This is a genomic window from Mycobacterium sp. (assembly GCF_052144515.1).
Taxonomy (GTDB): domain Bacteria; phylum Actinomycetota; class Actinomycetes; order Mycobacteriales; family Mycobacteriaceae; genus Mycobacterium.
On sequence record NZ_JBKQQD010000402.1, the window covers coordinates 1 to 18,158 of the forward strand.

Annotated in this window: 17 protein-coding genes and 1 pseudogene; 4 read left to right on the forward strand and 14 right to left on the reverse strand. The window is 68.1% G+C overall.

The genetic code is table 11. The annotated features are described in order from the left end of the window. Positions 1 to 136 precede the first annotated feature (136 nt). The 9 genes and pseudogenes from ACLP9N_RS26530 to ACLP9N_RS26570 form a co-directional block, all read right to left on the reverse strand. Positions 137 to 433, reverse strand: a complete 297-nt coding sequence (locus ACLP9N_RS26530) for a hypothetical protein (protein WP_442410173.1) — start codon at positions 431 to 433, stop codon at positions 137 to 139. Then, positions 430 to 1,923, reverse strand: coding sequence for a class I adenylate-forming enzyme family protein (locus ACLP9N_RS26535; RefSeq protein ID WP_442410174.1), 1,494 nt, complete (start codon positions 1,921 to 1,923; stop codon positions 430 to 432). Before ACLP9N_RS26535 ends, ACLP9N_RS26530 begins: the two co-directional genes overlap by 4 nt. A 44-nt stretch (positions 1,924 to 1,967) precedes the next feature. Beyond that, positions 1,968 to 2,780 carry an SDR family NAD(P)-dependent oxidoreductase gene (locus ACLP9N_RS26540; protein WP_442410175.1) on the reverse strand — a complete coding sequence of 271 codons (813 nt, stop codon included), beginning with the start codon at positions 2,778 to 2,780 and terminating at the stop codon, positions 1,968 to 1,970. A 43-nt stretch (positions 2,781 to 2,823) separates the two neighbouring features. Beyond that, on the reverse strand, positions 2,824 to 3,606 hold the full coding sequence (locus ACLP9N_RS26545) for a crotonase/enoyl-CoA hydratase family protein (protein ID WP_442410176.1): 783 nt from the start codon (positions 3,604 to 3,606) through the stop codon (positions 2,824 to 2,826). 69 nt (positions 3,607 to 3,675) lie between these two features. Continuing rightward, positions 3,676 to 5,084, reverse strand: a pseudogene (locus tag ACLP9N_RS26550) (WS/DGAT/MGAT family O-acyltransferase). 45 nt (positions 5,085 to 5,129) lie between these two features. Continuing rightward, positions 5,130 to 6,347 carry an alpha/beta hydrolase fold domain-containing protein gene (locus tag ACLP9N_RS26555; protein ID WP_442410177.1) on the reverse strand — a complete coding sequence of 406 codons (1,218 nt, stop codon included), beginning with the start codon at positions 6,345 to 6,347 and terminating at the stop codon, positions 5,130 to 5,132. Between the two features lie 126 nt (positions 6,348 to 6,473). Further along, on the reverse strand, positions 6,474 to 6,983 hold the full coding sequence (locus ACLP9N_RS26560) for a hypothetical protein (RefSeq protein ID WP_442410178.1): 510 nt from the start codon (positions 6,981 to 6,983) through the stop codon (positions 6,474 to 6,476). Between the two features lies 1 nt (position 6,984). Further along, on the reverse strand, positions 6,985 to 8,235 hold the full coding sequence (locus ACLP9N_RS26565) for a molybdopterin-dependent oxidoreductase (protein ID WP_442410179.1): 1,251 nt from the start codon (positions 8,233 to 8,235) through the stop codon (positions 6,985 to 6,987). Further along, positions 8,232 to 8,885, reverse strand: a complete 654-nt coding sequence (locus ACLP9N_RS26570) for an SAM-dependent methyltransferase (protein WP_442410180.1) — start codon at positions 8,883 to 8,885, stop codon at positions 8,232 to 8,234. Before ACLP9N_RS26570 ends, ACLP9N_RS26565 begins: the two co-directional genes overlap by 4 nt. A gap of 130 nt (positions 8,886 to 9,015) precedes the next feature. Between ACLP9N_RS26570 and ACLP9N_RS26575 the strand changes: the two genes are divergently transcribed. Continuing rightward, positions 9,016 to 9,945 carry an alpha/beta hydrolase gene (locus ACLP9N_RS26575; protein ID WP_442410181.1) on the forward strand — a complete coding sequence of 310 codons (930 nt, stop codon included), beginning with the start codon at positions 9,016 to 9,018 and terminating at the stop codon, positions 9,943 to 9,945. Positions 9,946 to 9,983: 38 nt separating this feature from the next. Here the strand turns inward: ACLP9N_RS26575 and ACLP9N_RS26580 are convergent, their stop codons facing one another. Beyond that, entirely contained in the window at positions 9,984 to 11,297 is a 1,314-nt protein-coding gene (locus ACLP9N_RS26580) for an amidohydrolase family protein (protein WP_442410182.1), read from the reverse strand. Continuing rightward, on the reverse strand, positions 11,291 to 12,481 hold the full coding sequence (locus tag ACLP9N_RS26585; protein ID WP_442410183.1) for a CoA transferase: 1,191 nt from the start codon (positions 12,479 to 12,481) through the stop codon (positions 11,291 to 11,293). Before ACLP9N_RS26585 ends, ACLP9N_RS26580 begins: the two co-directional genes overlap by 7 nt. Positions 12,482 to 12,703: 222 nt before the next feature. Here ACLP9N_RS26585 and ACLP9N_RS26590 point away from each other — a divergent pair, with 222 nt between their 5' ends. Further along, the gene (locus ACLP9N_RS26590) at positions 12,704 to 12,901 is read left to right on the forward strand and encodes a hypothetical protein (protein ID WP_442410184.1); all 198 of its coding nucleotides are present in this window, start codon (positions 12,704 to 12,706) and stop codon (positions 12,899 to 12,901) included. Positions 12,902 to 12,924: 23 nt separating this feature from the next. Here the strand turns inward: ACLP9N_RS26590 and ACLP9N_RS26595 are convergent, their stop codons facing one another. Continuing rightward, a complete protein-coding gene (locus ACLP9N_RS26595) occupies positions 12,925 to 13,938 on the reverse strand; it encodes a MaoC family dehydratase (RefSeq protein WP_442410185.1) in 1,014 nt (337 codons plus the stop codon). A gap of 38 nt (positions 13,939 to 13,976) precedes the next feature. Between ACLP9N_RS26595 and ACLP9N_RS26600 the strand changes: the two genes are divergently transcribed. After that, positions 13,977 to 15,152, forward strand: a complete 1,176-nt coding sequence (locus ACLP9N_RS26600) for an acyl-CoA dehydrogenase family protein (protein WP_442410186.1) — start codon at positions 13,977 to 13,979, stop codon at positions 15,150 to 15,152. Between the two features lie 66 nt (positions 15,153 to 15,218). Next, positions 15,219 to 15,638, forward strand: a complete 420-nt coding sequence (locus tag ACLP9N_RS26605; protein ID WP_442410187.1) for a CD225/dispanin family protein — start codon at positions 15,219 to 15,221, stop codon at positions 15,636 to 15,638. A gap of 37 nt (positions 15,639 to 15,675) precedes the next feature. On the opposite strand, the gene ACLP9N_RS26610 is transcribed toward ACLP9N_RS26605, so the two are convergent. Both ACLP9N_RS26610 and fadD4 read right to left on the reverse strand, forming a co-directional pair. Further along, a complete protein-coding gene (locus ACLP9N_RS26610; protein ID WP_442410188.1) occupies positions 15,676 to 16,626 on the reverse strand; it encodes an enoyl-CoA hydratase/isomerase family protein in 951 nt (316 codons plus the stop codon). Then, positions 16,623 to 18,140 (reverse strand): fatty-acid--CoA ligase FadD4, encoded by a 1,518-nt coding sequence (gene fadD4, locus ACLP9N_RS26615; protein WP_442410189.1) that lies wholly within the window; start codon positions 18,138 to 18,140, stop codon positions 16,623 to 16,625. The genes ACLP9N_RS26610 and fadD4 overlap by 4 nt, the downstream gene beginning before the upstream one ends. Positions 18,141 to 18,158: the final 18 nt, after the last annotated feature.

The window sequence follows — 18,158 nt, forward strand, 5'->3', positions numbered from 1 at the left end:
TGGCAATGCCCGGCTGATCGGCAACGGCGGCGCCGGCGGTAACGCCTACTTCGCAAACGGCATATTCGGCGTAGGCGGCAAAGGCGGGTTGTTGCTCGGGGTGCCCGGGCCCGATGGGCAGGTGGGGCCCTAGCGGTTAGTCGCTGGCCGGCAGCGGCTTGACCTCTTTGAGCGACAGCGCGGTCGCACCGACGCTCAGGCTCCCGGCGCCGGGCTTGGTCACCAGCACCTCGGCCCCGGTTTCGTCGACGTAGCGCTTGCCCATCACGGTGCCGTCGGCGAACGCCGGGTCGAGTTCGCCGGACCGTTCGGCGCCTATCGCCACCATCGGCACACCGCCGCAGCGCAGGTCGTCGAGGCTGTCGGCGTTCCTGACGACGATGACCTGGGTGTCACACACCTGGCTGGCGAGGCGGGTTCCGTTCTTGATCATGCGTGTAGTCCTTTTAGCGTCTCGATGATTTCCCGGCGAAGTACCTTGCCGGTGGGAGTCGTTGGCAGCTCGTCGCGAAACACTACCCGGTCGGGGGTACGCGACCCGCGCAAGCTCTTGCGGACATGTTCGCGCAGTTCCTCGGGATCGGGATCGATACCCACAGCCGGCACCACCACGGCGACAATCGCCTGGCCCCACTCCGGATCCTCGACTCCGACCACCGCGACGTCGCGCACATGAGAGTGCTCGATCAGCACCTCCTCCAGCTCGGCGGGCGCGATGTTCTCACCACCGCGGATGATGGTGTCGTCGCTGCGTCCGCCGATGAACAGGTAGCCCTCTTCGTCGAGCATCGCGATGTCTTTGGTTGGGAACCAACCATTTTCGTCGAGCACCGAGCCAATCCCGGTATAGCGGCCGGAAACCTGCTCGCCGCGCACGAAGAGCTCGCCGGTCTCACCCGGGCCGACCACGTTGCCGTCCTCGTCACGGATCTGCAACTCGATGCCAGGCACCGGCTGTCCGACCGATCCCAGCCGCTTGACGATGGCGGCATCCGAGGCGGAGTGCGCCGCCCGGTGGTCGTCGGGGGTGAGCACCGCGATCGTCGAGCTGGTCTCGGTCAGGCCGTAGGCGTTGACGAAGCCCACCCCGGGCAACAGTTCCAGCGCACGGCGGACCAGCGGCAGGCCGACCTTTGATCCGCCGTAGGCAAGATTGCGAAGCGACGGGAGCTCATGTCCGTTCGTCTCCAGCACGGTGACAATGCGGTCCAGCATGGTGGGCACCACCGTTGCGGTGGTGACCTGCTCGGCGTTGACCAGCCGGACCCATTCCTCGGGGTCGAAGTTGGGCAGGTAGACCATCTTGCGGCCCGCGTACAGGTTCGACAGCGCCGCGCCGACGCCGGCGATGTGATAGGGCGGCACGCAGATCAGCGCAGCGTCTTCTGCGTCGGCCGACTCGAATTCGACCGTCCCGGTGACATAGCTGGTCAGGTTGTTGTGGGAGAGTTCGACGGCCTTGGGCTGCGAGGTGGTGCCCGAGGTGAACAGCACGATCGCGACCGAGTCCGGGTCGGGGAACTCGGCAGTCGGCTCGGCGCTGCGCGCGGCCTCCAGAAAGTCCTCGGACTCCATCACCCGTTGGGAGGCATCCGCGACCATGTCCTGGTAGCGGCTGTCGACGATCACCAGGGGTTCGGGCAGCCGCTCAATCAACGCCCGAATACCGTCGGCCGACAGCCGGTAGTTGATCGGGGTGAAGGCCAGCCCGGCGCGCGCCGAGGCGAAGATCAGCACCGGCAGCATCGCACCGCCGGTGCCGACGTAGACGACGTGCTGGGCGCCCGAGCCCGCGATCACACCCGCGCCGCCGTCGGCGAGGTCACTGAGCTGCTGGTTCGTCAACCGCAAGTCTCCGTCGACGACCGCCGTGCGGTTGGGGTTGCTCGACGCAGCCATCTCGAGCAGCAACGAAACGCTCATTCACGATCCTTCTACATCTTTACAAATCTACGTAATAGTGTAATTCAGCCGCCGTGGGCCCGACGGGAGACCGCTTCCCAGTCGTGCCAGGTCTGCAGCCGCTGCTGGTAGATCTCGGTGATCAGCGCGGGCACCTCGGAGCCGAAAAGCACGCGCAGCGGCGGGCGATCGGCGTCGACGATCTCCAGCAACGCCCGCGCGGCCGCCCTGGGGTCGCCGGGGGCCTGAGAGTTGCGGCGCGCGAGCATGGTCTCGCGGACGAAGTCGTACTCGGTCATCTTGTCCGACCAGCGCGCCGAGGCACCGGCCCAGTCGGTGCCGAAACGGCCCGGCTCCACGATGGTCACCTTGATACCCAGCGGCCCGACCTCAGCCGCCAGCGATTCACTGATGGCTTCCAGCGCCCACTTGGACGCGTGATAGGCCGACTCGTTGGAGAACGCCCCGACGCCACCGACGCTGGACACCTGGATGATGTGCCCCGAACCCTGGGCGCGCAGAAAGGGCAGTGCGGCCTGGGTGATCCACACGGCCCCAAACAGATTGGTCTCCAGCTGGTCCCGCAGGTCGGCCTCGGAGAGCTCCTCGACGGCGCCGAAGTGGCCGTAGCCGGCGTTGTTGACCACGACGTCGAGGCCACCCAACTCGTCGTAGACCCTGCCCACCGCCTCGAAAGCCGCGGCCCGGTCGGTGACGTCGAGCCGAAGCGGCAGCAAGCGGTCACCGAACCGCCCGGACAAGTCGGCCAGCGATTTGGTGTCGCGCGCCGTCGCCGCGACACGGTCGCCACGCTCGAGCGCGGCGATGGCGAACTCGCGGCCGAATCCCTTGGATGCGCCGGTGATGAACCAGATCATGGTTCAACGCTAGCCGGATCTGGCGGGTGCCGGGGCTCCTCGGTTATGTTCCGGTCCAGCGGGGTGCGCGCTTCTCGGCGAACGCGATCGCGCCCTCCTTGGCGTCGTTGGAGACGAACACCGGGCCCAGGATCTTGGTCTGCTCGGCCCACATGGTTTCCGGGGTCCAGTTGCGGGACTCGACGATGATCCGCTTGGTGGCGGCCACCGCCAGCGGTCCGTTGGCGGCGATCTTCTCGGCCAGCGCGATCGCGGCGTCCAGGGCCTGGCCCGGCTCGGCCAGGACGTTGACCAGCCCCAGGTCGTGCGCGCGTTCGGCGGGCAGGTTGTCACCGGTCAGCGCCAGCTCCATGGCGATTGCATACGGGATGCGCTCGGGCAGCCGCAACAGTCCCCCGCCGCCGGCGACCAGACCCCGCTTGACCTCGGGGATGCCGAAGGCCGAGTCCTTGGCGGCCACGATCAGATCGGTGGCCAGGGCCAGCTCGGTGCCACCGGCCAGTGCGAATCCCTCCACCGCCGCGATGAGCGGCTTGTCCGGCGGACGCTCGGTGAAGCCCATGCCACGGCCCTCGACGATGGGTACTTCGCCCCGCGCGAACGCCTTGAGATCCATGCCCGCGCAGAACGAGCCACCGGCGCCGGTCAGGACCGCCACCGAAAGACCGGGGTCTCCGTCGAGACGATCCATCGCGTCGGCCAGGCCGCGGCTGACCGCCGCGTTCACCGCATTCTTGGCCTTCGGCCGGTTGATGGTGATGAGGAGAATCCGGTCGCGCTGCTCGACCAGGACCTCGGGTTCGGTGTTTTGGGCTTCTTCGCTCACGGTGCTGATGGTAACGGCCCCCCGTCGCGGCCTGAACGGGCCTTAGTCAAGCCTTGGCCAAGCCTTTGGTCAAGCTGGAGCCATCGCCTCCGGCACGTCCGTCAGGCGTTTGGAAAGCCCTGCGGTCCTGCGTATTTCGATGAAATCGGCGATCATGGCCTCGGTCACCTCATGCGGGTCCTTGACGGTCGCGCCGTCGGAGAGCACCGAGATGTTGAGCTGGTCGACGTAACTCCACACGGTGATGTTCAGCCCACTGCCGGCGGTCAACGGGCCCACCGAATAGATCTCGGTGACCAGCGCGCCGCCCACCCGGCCGCGTTCGCGCGGCCCGGGCACGTTCGAGATGTTGAGGTTGAGGATCTTGTTCTGCCCGTCGCGGTTGGACAGCCAGCGGAACACGGCTTGCGTACCCGCCGGCGGCCAGTACGCCGCCCAGCGGGCGATCAACTCCGGACCCATGAGCTGGTGGCCCTCCTTCGCCGAGACCGCGTTCTCGTGACAGAGCCGCACCCGTTCCAGCGGGTCGTCGGAGTCGGCCGGCAACGCCACCATCATTCCGGTGAAGCGGTTGCCCGAGATCCGTTCCGGCGAGAAGTCGTAACTCACCGGAACCGAAGCCAGCAGCGGTTCGGCTTTGCCGTCGTAGCGCAAGAGCAAGGTCCGGAGCGCCCCGGTGGACATGGCCAGCACCATGTCGTTGATCGTCGCTTTCAGCTTCTTGGCGGTCTCCCTGACATCGGCGAATGCCAGTGTGGCGGTGGCGAACATGCGCTCCGGGGTGATCTTGTGATTCATGAACGTCGGCGGCGGGGTGAACGGCATGGTCAGTTCCGGCGAGAGCTTGCGCGAGCTGCGTCGCACCCGCCCCAACCCCTGTGCGGTGTACCGGACGGTCGCCGGGATTCGCGCGATGTGCCGCATGTGGTCGGTGAACGCCGACGTCATCAACTCCCGCTTGGAGGGCTCCGGATCCGGTGCGTAGGAGCCGACCTGCGGGGTCGGCATCAGATCCATGCCGTGGGCCATCAGGTTCGCCGACGCGACGCCATCGGCGAGCGCGTGGTGGATCTTGACCACCACCGCGATGCGGTCGTTGGCCAGGCCCTCGACGAAATACATCTCCCACAGCGGGCGGTCAGATCCAGCGGGGTGCCGGCGATCTGCCCGATCGCCTCGTCGAGCTCGCGGCGACCGCCCGGGGCGGCCAGCCGGAAGGGCCGGATGTGGTAGGTGAAATCGACGTCGCAGTTCTCCCGCCACATCGGATGGTGGAATTTCAGCGGGACATCGATCAGCTGGTAGCCCAACGGCACAAGCTTGTCCATCCGGCCGGCGATGACCTCGCGAAACGCGTCGATGTTAAATCCGCGACTGTCTTCATCGAGTTCGATGACCGCGACCTTGATGGTGTGCATGTGCACGTTCGGCGCTTCGCTGTACAGCAGCACCGCATCCCAGCCGCTGAGCCGTTTCACCGCTGCCCCCTGCCCATACGGGCGACCTTACTCAGCAGCGGCCGCTCAGATAACCTCTTTGGCCCCGATCGGCGCCCTGCTGCGGTAGACCTGGTTGAGGAACAGCGACGTCGCATGTGCCGCCACCCCGGCCCGCTCACCGTCGATGAGGTCGAAGCCGTGGCCCGCCCCCGGCAATTCGAGGTAACCGACCATCGAATGCGACGTCGCCCGCATCCGCTCGACGAAGCTGCGCGCCTGCTCGACCGGGATGACGTTGTCCTTGCTGCCGTGAATCACCAAGAACGGCGGGGCGTTCCGATGCGCCCGCGCGATCGGCGACGCGTCGCGGAACACCTCGGGATGACGGGCTATGGTCCGTTTGACCACCACCCGCTCCAGGAATTCGACGAACTGAGCACGCTCGCGGGTGGATCTGTCCTCCCAGTCGTAGCGGCCGTAGATCCCGACCACCGCGTCCACCGAGCTGTCGGCACCCTCGGGCAGCTTGGCCTCGTACCGCGGGTCATCGGGGGTGAGGCCGGCAAGCGCCGACAGGTGGCCGCCGGCCGAACAGCCAGCCACCGCAACGAAATTGCGGTCGCCGCCGAACTTGTCCACGTTGGCCCGCGCCCACGCGATGGCGGTCTTGACGTCGATGATGTGGCGCGGCCAGCGATGGCGCGGCGAGACGCGGTAGTCGATCGCCAGGCACACCCACCCCAGCTCGGCCATGCGTGACATCAGGGCGGAGCCCTGCAGCATGCTGCTGCCGTGCACCCAGGCGCCGCCCGGGACGAAGATCAGCACCGGCGCGGGCTCGGCCGGCAGATCCTTACGGCGCCAGACATCAAGCACCTGCGCGGGGTGGTCGCCGTAGTGCACCCCGCGGCGGTGGAGATAGCGGCGCTCGCGCAACGCATCCCAGATCGGCGGCGTCCGCTCGGCGGTGGGCCATTCGAGGTCCAGATCAGCCGCCGACACCACCCCGCGCAGGGCCGCGACGGAGACCGCATGGGTGCTTTCCCGGTCCCGGCGGCGTTCGTCGTTCATGCCCGGGGCGAACCAGTCCCGCTTGGCTGCTTTGGCGGCCCCAGACACGAATTCGGGTGCGAGTCGAGCACCCCAGATGCCCATCGCAGTCATGCCGCCCAGCGGCTCCAGGCGCTTGCCCACCACTGGTAGCGAAGCCCCAGCCTCGCTTAGGGCCAGCACATAGTCGCCCGGGCGGGCCCGCAGCAACCATCTCAGATAGGCCGCCAGACGCGGTCCCGTCACCGTCATGGAGGGAGCGTACCCCCGCGCGGGCCGCGGAAACTGACGTTTGCGTTAAGGCCGTGGTCGGCGTCTCATCAACGCCCTGGAGAGCGTTTGCCATGAGCGGTATTGCAACGTCAAATGGTGATTTGCCTATTCGCTGCGGGGGCCGTCGGCGGCTCGCCGACACGCGACGCTTCGCCGCGTGGCGTAGGCGACGGCGCTGATGCCGAACATCACCGCGGTGAGCAGCAGCCACCTGCCCAGGAACGGCTGCTGGGTTTGGCCCGTCGCGGCCTGGTAGACGGGCGCGCCCTGTTCGATGATGCCCGGAAGGAAGATCAGCAACATCAGCCCGGCGGCCAGTGCCGGCACGCGAATGTAGTTGCGCACCGGGACTTTTGGACGCCGGGTTGATCTGCGCCGTCCAGCGAGGGCTCGGTCGGCGAGCGCGTAGAGCGGGAAGAGCACGAAGTCGTGTGTGACGACCGCGGCGACGAACCACACCGCAATCGACTGCCACCAGGTGCCCTGGCTCCACAGCTCGGACGGCGTGAACGTGACCAGAGTGTAGCCCACCAGCGCGAAGCCGGACAGCATGGTCAGCAGGTGCGCCGGGTGAGCTCCGTAAGACTTCCTGAAAAGCGTTGCAATGCTTGCCATCTCAGGCCTGCTCGAATTCGATGACGGCGACCCACTTGGTGGCATGCACGCCGGGCAGGGCGGGGACGATGATCCGGGCCGGGTACCCGTGATCCAGCGACAGGTCGGCGCCGTCGACCCGCAGCGCCAGCAGCGCGTCGGGAGCACCGACCTGATTGGCCGCCAGCCGCGCCTCGCCGAAGGCGCCGCCGCGCTGCAGGGAGATCACTCGCGCCGAATTTGGTTGCGGCACACCGGCCTTGCGGGCCAGCTCGGCGAGCCGCACCCCGCTCCAGGTCCGAACGGTCGACCACCCTTCGACGCAGGCGATCGGCAGCCGCGCGGTGTGTTGTGGCATGCCGGCCAGGGCGGCGCGGTCCAGCGCCACCTCCGAGGGTCCGCCGCGCAGGGTCAACCGCCAATTCGCGCCGGTAGCCTCCGGTGTGATCCCGGCGGCGACGGCGGTCTTGTTGATCGGGAAGTCGCCCGGACTGCGGACGCGGCCCCGCGGCAGCAGCAAGGCGGCCTTGCGGGTGACACCGCCGAGGGTCTGCCCGGCGGTCAGCACACCGATGAGCAGCACACCGGCACCCACCAACGCCAAGGCACCGCGCCTGCTCATCGTCGGTTCGTCCGGATTGTCCGGCACCAGCCCCGACGCATCGCGCGGCTGCGGACGGGTGCCGGTCAGGTTGGTACGCAACACTTCTCGCATCGGCAGTGACCGTAGCCCGGCGATCATGCCCGGAATCTTGACCGCGATGTGCAACAGGAAACCGGCGATGAAAACCCACGCCCCGAAGTAGTGGCCGGTGTAGAAGCTGAACCCGAAGATGTAGTCGTACTGGATGTTGAGCACCCCGGTGACGATCTCGAACAGGATCCCGCCGACCAGCATCAGCACCGAGGCCCGCTCGAGCAGCTGGGCCAGCGAGCGCGCCGGCGGCCACACGAAAAGCCGCGGTATCACCGACCACAGCTTGGCCAGCACCACCGGGATGATCAGCAGGCCCAGCCCGACATGCAGGCCCTGGGTCAGCCGGTACAGCCACGACGGTCGGGTGGGCCAGCTGAAGGCGGGCAGCCGCAGCCAGCCGACGTGACCGGGGATGGCCTGGCCCAACTGCGGCTCGTACGCGATGTAGGACAGCAGCCCGGTGATGATGACGATCGGCAGCGCCACCAAGAGCACGAGTCCGAAGACCGACGTCAGCCACGGGCCCCGCAGCGGGCTTCTAAACCGGATCTGAAATCGGCTGCCGGGCCCGCTCACGGTGACGCCAGATCCGCGATCACCCGGCCGCCGACGAGGCGAACACCGGTGAGCGCCAGCCCGACCTGACCGGCCAGGGCCGCGGCGCTGTCCACACCGACCGATGCCCAGCGGAACCATGGCCCGACGTCGCGAGCCGACTCCAGCCGCACCCACTGCGAACGGATACCGATGGCTTCGGTGTCGAACTCGGCCACACAGCGCCCGCCGCGGCACAGCAATTCCGCGGCCCGGCCCAGAATCCGGCGCGGGTCGCCGCCGAGACCGATGTTGCCGTCGACGAGCAATACCGTCTGCCAGTGGCCCATTCCGGGCAGCGGCTCGATCACGTCGCCCAGCAAGGCCGGAGCTCCGCCGCGACCGGCCAATCGGATTGCGGTCGCGGACCGATCGATGCCGAGCGCGGGTATCCCGCGCCGGATGAGCCGCGCGACCAACCGTGCGGGTCCGCATCCGAGTTCGATCGTCGGCGCAGCGCACATCTGCGTAACGGCCTCATCGAAGGGCTCGTCGGAGGGCTCTTGGGAGGGATCTCCGTCGCGGCGCTCGCCCAGCCAACGATGCGCCGGCAGCGGACGGACCTCGCCGTCCTCGTGGCGGATCCAACATCGCTCGCCGCCGAGCGCCTGATCGTAGAGATACCCCAACATGTCAAGCCTCTCGCAGCGTTCCCGGCCAGGTGACCCTGACTTCCACCGATACCCCGCTCCTCGATCAGCTACACCAAACCCGATTGAGGGCCTGCGGTAGGAGATTCGGTGCCCAACGCATACTGGATCGGTGCCGAGCGAGGATTTTCACCCAGACCTGCGCCGCGCCGCTCGCTTCGCCCCACGACGAACGGTCGCTCCCCGGATTCTGCCAGTGATCCGGGCTTTGTCGACGCTGAGGTCGCGTCGTGCAATCAGCGACGCCGAAGTGATCACCTTGAGGTCCGGGGTCGGCGTCCGGCTGTTCCGGCCCGCCCATCAGGCCGGAGGGGTCAGTGAACCCGCACCCGCACTGCTGTGGATTCACGGCGGCGGCTACTTGATCGGCACCGCCGAGATGGACGACCATGTGTGCGCCAAGTTCAGCAAGATGCTGGGCATCACGGTTGCGTCGGTGGAATACCGGCTGGCCCCGGAGCATCCGTATCCCGCGGCGATCGAGGACTGCTATTCCGCGTTGACCTGGTTGGCCGGTCTGCCCGGGGTGGACCCGGGGCGGGTGGCGATCGGCGGCGCCAGTGCCGGCGGTGGCCTGGCGGCGGCGCTGGCCCTGCTGGCCCGCGACTGTAGCTCGTCCCAAGGCTCGTCGGACCGCGCGGTCAGGCCCGCGTTTCAGTTGCTGGTGTACCCGATGCTGGACGACCGCAGCTCGATGACCACCGACAAGCCGAACTACCGGCTGTGGGACACGCGCGCCAATCGCTTCGGCTGGAGCGCCTACCTCGGTGACGCGGACCCGCGGGTCGCCGTCCCGGCACGGCGCGACGACCTCAGCGGGCTCCCGCCGGCGTGGATCGGTGTCGGCACGAACGATCTGTTCCACGACGAGGATCTGGCCTATGCCGAACGCCTCCAGGCCGCCGGTGTGCCCTGCGACGTCGAAGTGGTGCCCGGCGCCTTCCATGGCTTCGACATGTGGGCATCGAAATCGCTAGTGTCACAACGGTTTTTCGGGAGTCAGTGCAAAGTGTTGGGCGCGGGGCTGGCCCCGGTGGGTTGACTTCGGGCTCACATGGGCTCACATGGGCTCACATGGGCTCACATCGCGAAGTAGACGAGCTCACCGCCGATGACGGTGGCGGCCACCATGCCGGCGTCCAGTTCGGCCAGCGCCGTCTCCGGTGGCTCGGTCAGCACGCAGAGGTCCCCCGGCTGCCCCGTTGCGACGGTCCGCGCCTGACCCGGCCGGTCGGGCCGGCCCAGAAACATCGTCAAAGCCGTTCGCGCCGAGACGCATTCGCCCGCATTGAGGACGGCACCGCTGAGTGTGGTGCGGTGCACCGCGGCGCGCATCGTCGTCCACGGGTCGCCGTGGCCGAACGGCATGTCGGTGGACAACGCCACCGGCACGGTCGCTTTCAGCAGCGACGCGACCCGCCATAGGTGCGGGTGCTCGGCGGTGGGGACGTCGGTGAGGTATTGATCGCCGCGCTCGGCGACGAAGTTGGGCTGCGTTACTACGGTGAGGCCCCGGCCGGCCAGGTCGGCCAGGTCTTCCAGATTGTCGTCGGGCACCAGTGCGGCGTGCTCGATGCGATCCAGCGGATGGCTGCCGGCGGCACGCAGGGCCGCGATGGTCACGACGAGTTGGGCCGCGGTCACGCAATGCACCGCCACCGGGTGGCCGGCGCTGTGCTGCCCGGCGATCCAGTCGATCAGCGCGTCCAGGTCGAGGCGGTCGTCGTGCAGGATCTTCTTGCCCGGCGCCAGGAAGTGCAGCAGCGGCCGGAACTCACCGCGGCGGTGCGCCACCATCAGAGCGACCATGTCGTCGGCGTCGAGGTCGGGGGTGGCGTCGGTGACGCCGGTAACGCCGGTCGCGGTGATTCGGCGGCTGAGTTCCGCCAGGTCGGTTTCGCGCCGCGCCAACGCCTCCGACCAGCCGCGGTCGGCGCTGCGCAGGCGCCCGTCGGGATGTTCGGCCAGGCCGACCCGGCCCAGTGCGGCGGAGTTGAGGATCCACAGCGCGCCGCTGCGGTGCTGGATGCGCACCGGAATGTGGGGCACGACGGCGTCGAGCGCGGTCCGGTCGAGGTCCCCGGCCACCGACTCGTGATAGCCGACGGCGCGAATCCACCCGTCGGGACCCGGCGTGGCATTCGAGAGTATCTGTGCCAGTTGGTCTTTGGTACTCACGCCCGGAGGTCCGACGCTGAACGAATACAGCGCGGAGGCCGCCGAGCGGACGTGCACATGGTGGTCGTGCAGCCCGGGCAGCACGGTGCCACCGCCCGCGTCAAGCAGACCCTCCCCGGGCTGGACGGCAAGGTTCTCGCCCACCTCGTCGATTTGCGCGCCGACCCGGATATCGGTGACAGTACCGTCCAGCAATGTGGCCCGCCGAATCAGCATGAGAGGCAGCGCCTTTCGGCGACCAGGCGCCGCACGGCGTCGTTGTCGGCGCCGAGCTCGGACGACGGCTTCGCTGCCGGGGGGGCCGGCGGCGGCGGGGCCGGTTGCCTGCAGTTTGGCACCGTCGGCAGTGTCGGCAGGGCGGCATAGGTCGCGGCGACCGCGGCCATCGACACCTCGATCACCTCGCATCCCCCGCGGCCCAGCGATTCGGTCACCGCCTGGGCCGCCTCCAGCCCGGTGAGCGGGTCGGCGATGGCGTCGCCGCAGAACACCGGGTCTTGTGTGCTGCCGGCCACCAGGCCGCCGGCCACCGCGGCGTCGTCGCCGAACGCCGGTCGGCCCGAACACCCGTCGTACCCGGTGATCCGCAACCAGATTCGCCCGGCGCGCGGCGCCATATCGTTTAGGTCATCCGGCCCCAACCGGCGCCGCGCCAGTCCCCCGGGCCGCGAGCCTTCGATCACGATGTCGGCGACGGCCAGCAGTTCGCGCAGCTCGTCGGCCTGGCTGTCGAAATCGAGACAATAGGAGAGCTTTTCGCCGTTGATCCAGTCGAAGAACGCGCGATCGCCGGCCCGGGTGCCGTCCGGGCGGCGCGGGGATTCGACTTTGACGACCGTTGCTCCCGGGTTTGCGCCCGCGCGAGCCAGCAGATGCCCGCACAGCGGGCCCGCCCACATCGACGACAAATCGGCCACCAGCAGGCCGGCGCGCACCGGCGCCTTGGATGCCTTGGCCCCCAGCCGGCGTATCCGCGGCCCGGTGGCTGCCGCTTCGCCCAGCGCGGCCGCGGGGATGTCGAGCAGCCCGGCCCGCTCGATGACCGCCGACACCGGGTGGGCCGCGACCCAGCGCTGCAGCGTCGGCCACGGGTCGGCGGGGACGTTATCGGCGTGCAGCAGCGCGGGGACGGCCGCGACGTCATCGGGGCGGGACAGTGTGATTGCGCACCAGCCGTCCCGGGCCGCCAGCAACCGGGTGGCGCCGCCGGCGGACCCCCGGCCGCCGCGGCGCAGTCCGAGCAATGCGGCGCGCCCGCTCAGCAGCGTGGCCGCATCGGTGGCGATCCGCTCGGCGCGAGCCAACACGTTCGCGCGGGAGAAGTCGGGAGGCCCGTCGGGCAGGCCCGTCAAAAAGGCCAGCCCGCTGCTCCCCCACTTGCTGACCCACGGGGACGGCACCGAACTCACCCCACCATGGTGCTCGCCCGGTGTGCGCAGGTCTGCGCGCGGGCGGCCGGACGGCCGGCGTGGTGTAGTAGGGCTACCGAGACGATTTGAATGATTTTGGGCAATAAGACACAAATCCGGTATGCGATCGGCTATTGTTCGAACCTGCTTGCCGAGTAGGCGGCATCGTGACGGGGGCCACGCGCACGACTTGATCGGGCGTGCTTGAGCTAGTTGGGGTGGTCTCCACATGTCGTATGTGATCGCGACACCGCAGGCGCTGAATGCGGTAGCGGCGGATTTGGCGGGTATCGGTTCGACGCTGGCGGCACCGGCGGCACCGTCATCCTGCCCAACGGTGGGCCGGGCGGCGGCACCAACGGCAACACCGGCGCCAACGGCTCAGCCGGCACCGCCGGCAACCACGGCTGAGATCGGCCGGACTGGGCTGGCGGTCAGAACTGCAAGGCGCTGAACCGCCAGTCCAGCACCGGCCGGTCGGGCTCGCCGACAGTGTCGCTGACCGCGTAGACCACCGAACGCAGCCCCAGCACGCCCCCGTTTGCGACAGACTCAGCGGACTCCACGTGCAGTTCGCTATAAAGCGTGTCGCCCTCGTGCACCGGACCGGTGTGGTCGCAGGACTCCCAGCCCAGCACCGTCACCAGGTTCGGCAGCAGCCGACTCGCCTGCGCCAGGGCCAGCCCGATGGTGTGCCCGCCGTACACCAGCCGCTGCCCTCCCACTCGCGAATCGTGATGCGTGGCAGCGATATTCAGAGTCAGACGGGCCAGCTCCGGCGCACTGCTGACGACATCCCCGGTGCTGTGCAGCACCGCACCCGCCAGGCCCGCATCGAAGTGCGGACCGGGCACGCGATTGCGGAAAACCTCGCCGTCCCAGTGCGCGGCCGGATCGGCGCCCAGCGGCACCGCATCGGCGCCGATGCCGGACAGGTCATCGTCCGGCGCCCCGGACGGATTCCAGTCCGGGCTGGCGGGCAGCATGGCGCAGCGGTAGAAGTCGAGCACCAATCGGTCGGCCTGGTCGATGGTGATCATCCGCAGCGCGGCCAGTCCCGTCGGCGCCCGGCCCGGCTTAACCGAATTGGCCCGCAGCCCAACCACTTCGGTGCGCGTGTAAATCGTGTCCCCGATGACGGGGAACCGATGGAAGGTGAGGCCGCGGTAGAACAGGTTGGCCTTGACCCGCTGGGTCACCAGTGTCGACTGCCCGATCGCCACATCGCACACCAGCGCCGGATGTGCCAGCGGCCCCGGCACGCCGGTCACCGCGGTGCACAAGACGGCGTCCAGCGCCAGCCGCAGCCGGTCCCCCAAGATCGCCTGATGGGCGGCGGCCAACCCGGCCGTGAGCGTCGCCGCCGGCGCCCAGTCGAACACCTGACTTGCGGATAAGTCGTCGAAGTAGGGCCCGCCTTCGCGTTGGCCCGCGTAGCCGATATGCACAAGGCCACATGCTGGCAGGCCGTCGAAGCCCAGGCAATATGGCAGAGGTGAATAGTGACCTGAACGACGACGAAGAGATGCTGGTCGCCACCGTGCGCGCATTCATCGACCGCGACGTCAAACCCACCGTCCGCGATGTCGAGCACGCCAACACCTACCCGGAGGCGTGGATCGAGCAGATGAAGCGGATCGGCATCTACGGCCTGGCCATTCCCGAGGAGTACGGTGGGTCGCCGGTGTCGATGCCGTGCTATGTAGAAGTCACCCAGGAGCTGGCGCGCGGCTGGATGAGCCTGGCCGGCGCTATGGGCGGGCACACCGTTGTCGCCAAGCTGCTAACCCTGTTCGGCACCGAGGAACAGCGGCGGACGTACCTGCCACCGATGGCCACCGGCGAACTGCGGGCCACGATGGCGCTGACCGAGCCGGGCGGCGGCTCGGACCTGCAGAACATGTCGACCACTGCCCTACCGGACGGTACCGGAGGTCCAGATACGTTGCTGATCAACGGCTCCAAAACCTGGATCTCCAACGCGCGCCGTTCCGGATTGATTGCGCTGCTGTGCAAGACCGACCCCAACGCCACGCCGCGGCACACGGGCATCTCGATCGTGCTCGTCGAACACGGGCCGGGGCTGACGGTGTCCCGGGACCTGCCCAAGCTGGGCTACAAGGGCGTCGAGTCCTGCGAGCTGTCGTTCGACAACTTCGCCGTGCCGGCGTCGGCCGTCCTGGGAGGCCTTATGGGCCAAGGCTTTTCGCAGATGATGAAAGGCCTTGAGACGGGCCGTATCCAAGTGGCCGCACGCGCCCTGGGCGTGGCGACGGCGGCGCTGCAGGATGCGCTCGCCTACGCCCAGCAGCGAGAGAGCTTCGGCCAGCCGATCTGGAAGCATCAGTCCGTTGGTAACTACCTGGCCGACATGGCGACCAAACTCACCGCCGCGCGTCAGCTCACGCGCCACGCCGCCGAACGCTATGACAGCGGCGAGCGCTGCGACATGGAGGCCGGGATGGCCAAGCTGTTCGCCTCCGAGGTCGCGATGGAGATCGCGCTGAATGCCGTACGCATCCACGGCGGCTACGGCTACTCCACCGAATACGACGTGGAGCGCTACTTCCGCGACGCGCCGTTGATGATCGTCGGCGAAGGCACCAACGAGATCCAGCGCAACGTGATCGCCGCACAGTTGATCGCCCGGGGTGGAATCTGAGTTTGCCGGCTGCCCGTGCGCTATATTTGCGTGACTTCGCGGCCACCCCAAGGGAAGGCAGTTGCCATGAGTTATCCGCCAGGGCCCTACGAAGGTTCCCCGGGTTGGCAAGGCCAGCAGCCGGGCTGGCAGGGTCAGCCGGCCCAGCAGCCACTGCAGCCGGGATGGCCGGGCCCGCAGCCCGGGTGGCAGGGCCAACCCGAGCCGGACAACCACCTCGTCTGGGCGATTCTGTGCACGGTGCTGTGTTGTCTCCCGTTCGGGATCGTGTCGCTGGTGTACTCCAACAAGGTCTCCGGTCTGTGGACTCAGGGGCGCTACGCCGAAGCACAGGCCGCCGCCGACAACGCCAAGAAATGGGCCATCATCGGCGCGATCGTCGGCGTCGTCTTCGCCGTGATCATCGTGGTGCTCTGGGTCAGCTTCGCTGTTTTCGTGTCCAACCTTCCGACGACCACCACCACGACCACGTATCCGGGTTTCTAGCGAGAGCGAGATACCCTGAGCGCCAGTAAGTTTGGCGTCAGACTGGCGCGATCGCGTCCACCAGCCCCCAGGCCAGTGCGGTATCGGCGTCGATAGTTCGTCCGGACAGCACGAGATAGGCGGTGCGCCAGCGGTCGATCCGGCGCGTCACGCTCACGGTACCGCCGGCGCCGGGGATCAACCCCAGACCCAACTCCGGCAGTCCGAATACCGAATCGCCTTGCGCCTCAATCCATCCGCAAAACGCCGCCATCTCCAGCCCGCTGCCCATCACCCGGCCGTGCACCCGGGCGCGGCAGGCCTCACCGAGCCTGGCAGACAGCGCGTCGAGCACCAGGGCCGGGCTGTGCCGGGTGCGGGCCAGGTGCGCACTGGCCGGATCGGCGAAGGTGCCGAACTCGGCGAGGTCTCCCCCGCTGCAGAACGACGGGCCGTTGCCGCTCAACATGATCCCGGTCACCGACGGGTCCAGCTGCGCGACGGCCAGCGCCTCCAGCAGGGCGGCGCGCGCATCGGTGGAGAACGCGTTGTGCCGTTGCGGGTGGTTGAACGTGACCTGCAGCGTGTCGCCGTGGCGCTGCACCACCACCGGGTCGGCGATGACGGGCACGCGAGCCGGGACGCGTTCGTCGAGCCAGCGTGCGAACTCCGGGCCGGCCTGCAGCGTCGAGTACGCCAGCGACTCGGTGATCACCCCGGCCAGCGTCGCACCGCCGGGGTCGATGGCGCGCAGCACGTCGTCGCACACCGCGCTGGCGTGTGGCCAGCGTTCGCAGCGTGCGGTCAGCTCGGCCAGGGTCTCGGGAACCGAGGCGACGGTGACCACCCGGCGGTCAGCGCACGGTTCCTCGGTCAGCGTGAAAGTCGCCGCGTTGAGCCAATATTCGTTCGACAACGAACCGACGGCGACGATCACGCCGGGCGGCCCAGAACCCGCGTCCGCACCGGTGTCCGGCGCATCCGACAGGTCGACCACCCGCAAGGTCACACCGAATACTTCTCGATCAACGCGTTCTTGTAGAGCTTCCCGGTGTCGGTGCGCGGCAGCTGCGCCTCGAACGCGATCGAGCGCGGGCACTTGAAGTGCGACAAGCGGTCTCGCAGCCAGTCGAGCAGTTCGCCGGCGAACTGATCGGTGGCGTCGCCTTCCTCGACCGTCTGCACGGCGGCCACCACGCGTTGACCCATCTCGTCGTCGGGAATGCCAAATACCGCCGCGTCCAACACATTCGGGTGGGTGACCAGAAGGTTCTCGGCTTCCTGCGGGTAGATGTTCACCCCGCCGGAGATGATCATGTGGTGGCGCCGGTCGGTCAAGAACAGGTAGCCGTCGTCGTCGAGGTAGCCGATGTCGCCGACGGTCATCCAGCCGTGCTTGTCGCGCGACGCAGCGGTTTTCGAGGGGTCGTTGAGGTATTCGAACGAATACCCGCCCTCGAAATAGATCTCCCCCGCCTGCCCCGGCGGCAGCTCGCTGCCGTTCTCGTCGAGAATATGCACCCCGCCCAGCATGGGTTTGCCCACCGAACCCGGGTGTGCCAGCCAGTCTTCGGCGGTGATCAGCGTCGACCCGATCGCCTCCGAAGAGGCGTAATACTCGTCGATGATCGGCCCCCACCAGTCCATCATCTGCTTCTTGATCTCCACCGGGCACGGCGCGGCGGCGTGCATCACCCGTTTGAGGCTGGACAAGTCATACGAATCACGAACCGCTTCAGGAAGTTTGAGCATCCGGACGAACATGGCCGGCACGAACTGGCCGTGGGTCACCCGGTGGCGCTGGATGGCTTCGAGCGTTCCCTCGGCATCGAACTTCTCCATCACCACCGTGGTGATGCCGCCGGCCTGAACGCTCATCGACCACACCGACGGCGCGGTGTGGTAGAGCGGCGCCGGGCTCAGATACACCGCGTCGCGATCCATCCAGAACCCGACCAGGGCTGACATCATGCCCGGCGCCTGATCCGGTGGGACGTGCGGCAATTCGCGTTTGATCCCCTTGGGCCGGCCGGTGGTGCCCGACGAGTACTGCAGCAGGTCGCCCTCCATTTCGTCGTCGATCGGGGTGTCCGGTTGATCCGCAACGCATTCCGGGTAGCGCTCCCAGCCCGGCAGGTCGCCGTCCGCTAGCATCAGCAACTCCGGCAGCCCGCCCGGCAGGTGTTCGGCCAGGCCCGCGCACGTGTCCCGCAGCGCCGCCGACCCGATGATCGCCTTGGCGCTGCTGTTGTCGACGATGTAGGCCGCCTCGGCCGGGGTCAGGTGGGTATTGATCGGCACGTAGTACAAGCCACTGCGCCGAGCCGCCCACATGACCGCGTGGATATGCTCGTTGTTCTCCATCAGGATCGCGACGGTGTCGCCCTCGCGCAGTCCGGCCTCGCGGAACCGATGGGCCAGCCGGTTGGCGCGGGCCTCCAAGTCGTCGAAGGTGATGACGGTTCCGGACGGGTGGAGGATGACAGCAGGTTTGTCGGCGCCGATATGGGGGCGAATCTGCATGGGCTGACTGTACGACGC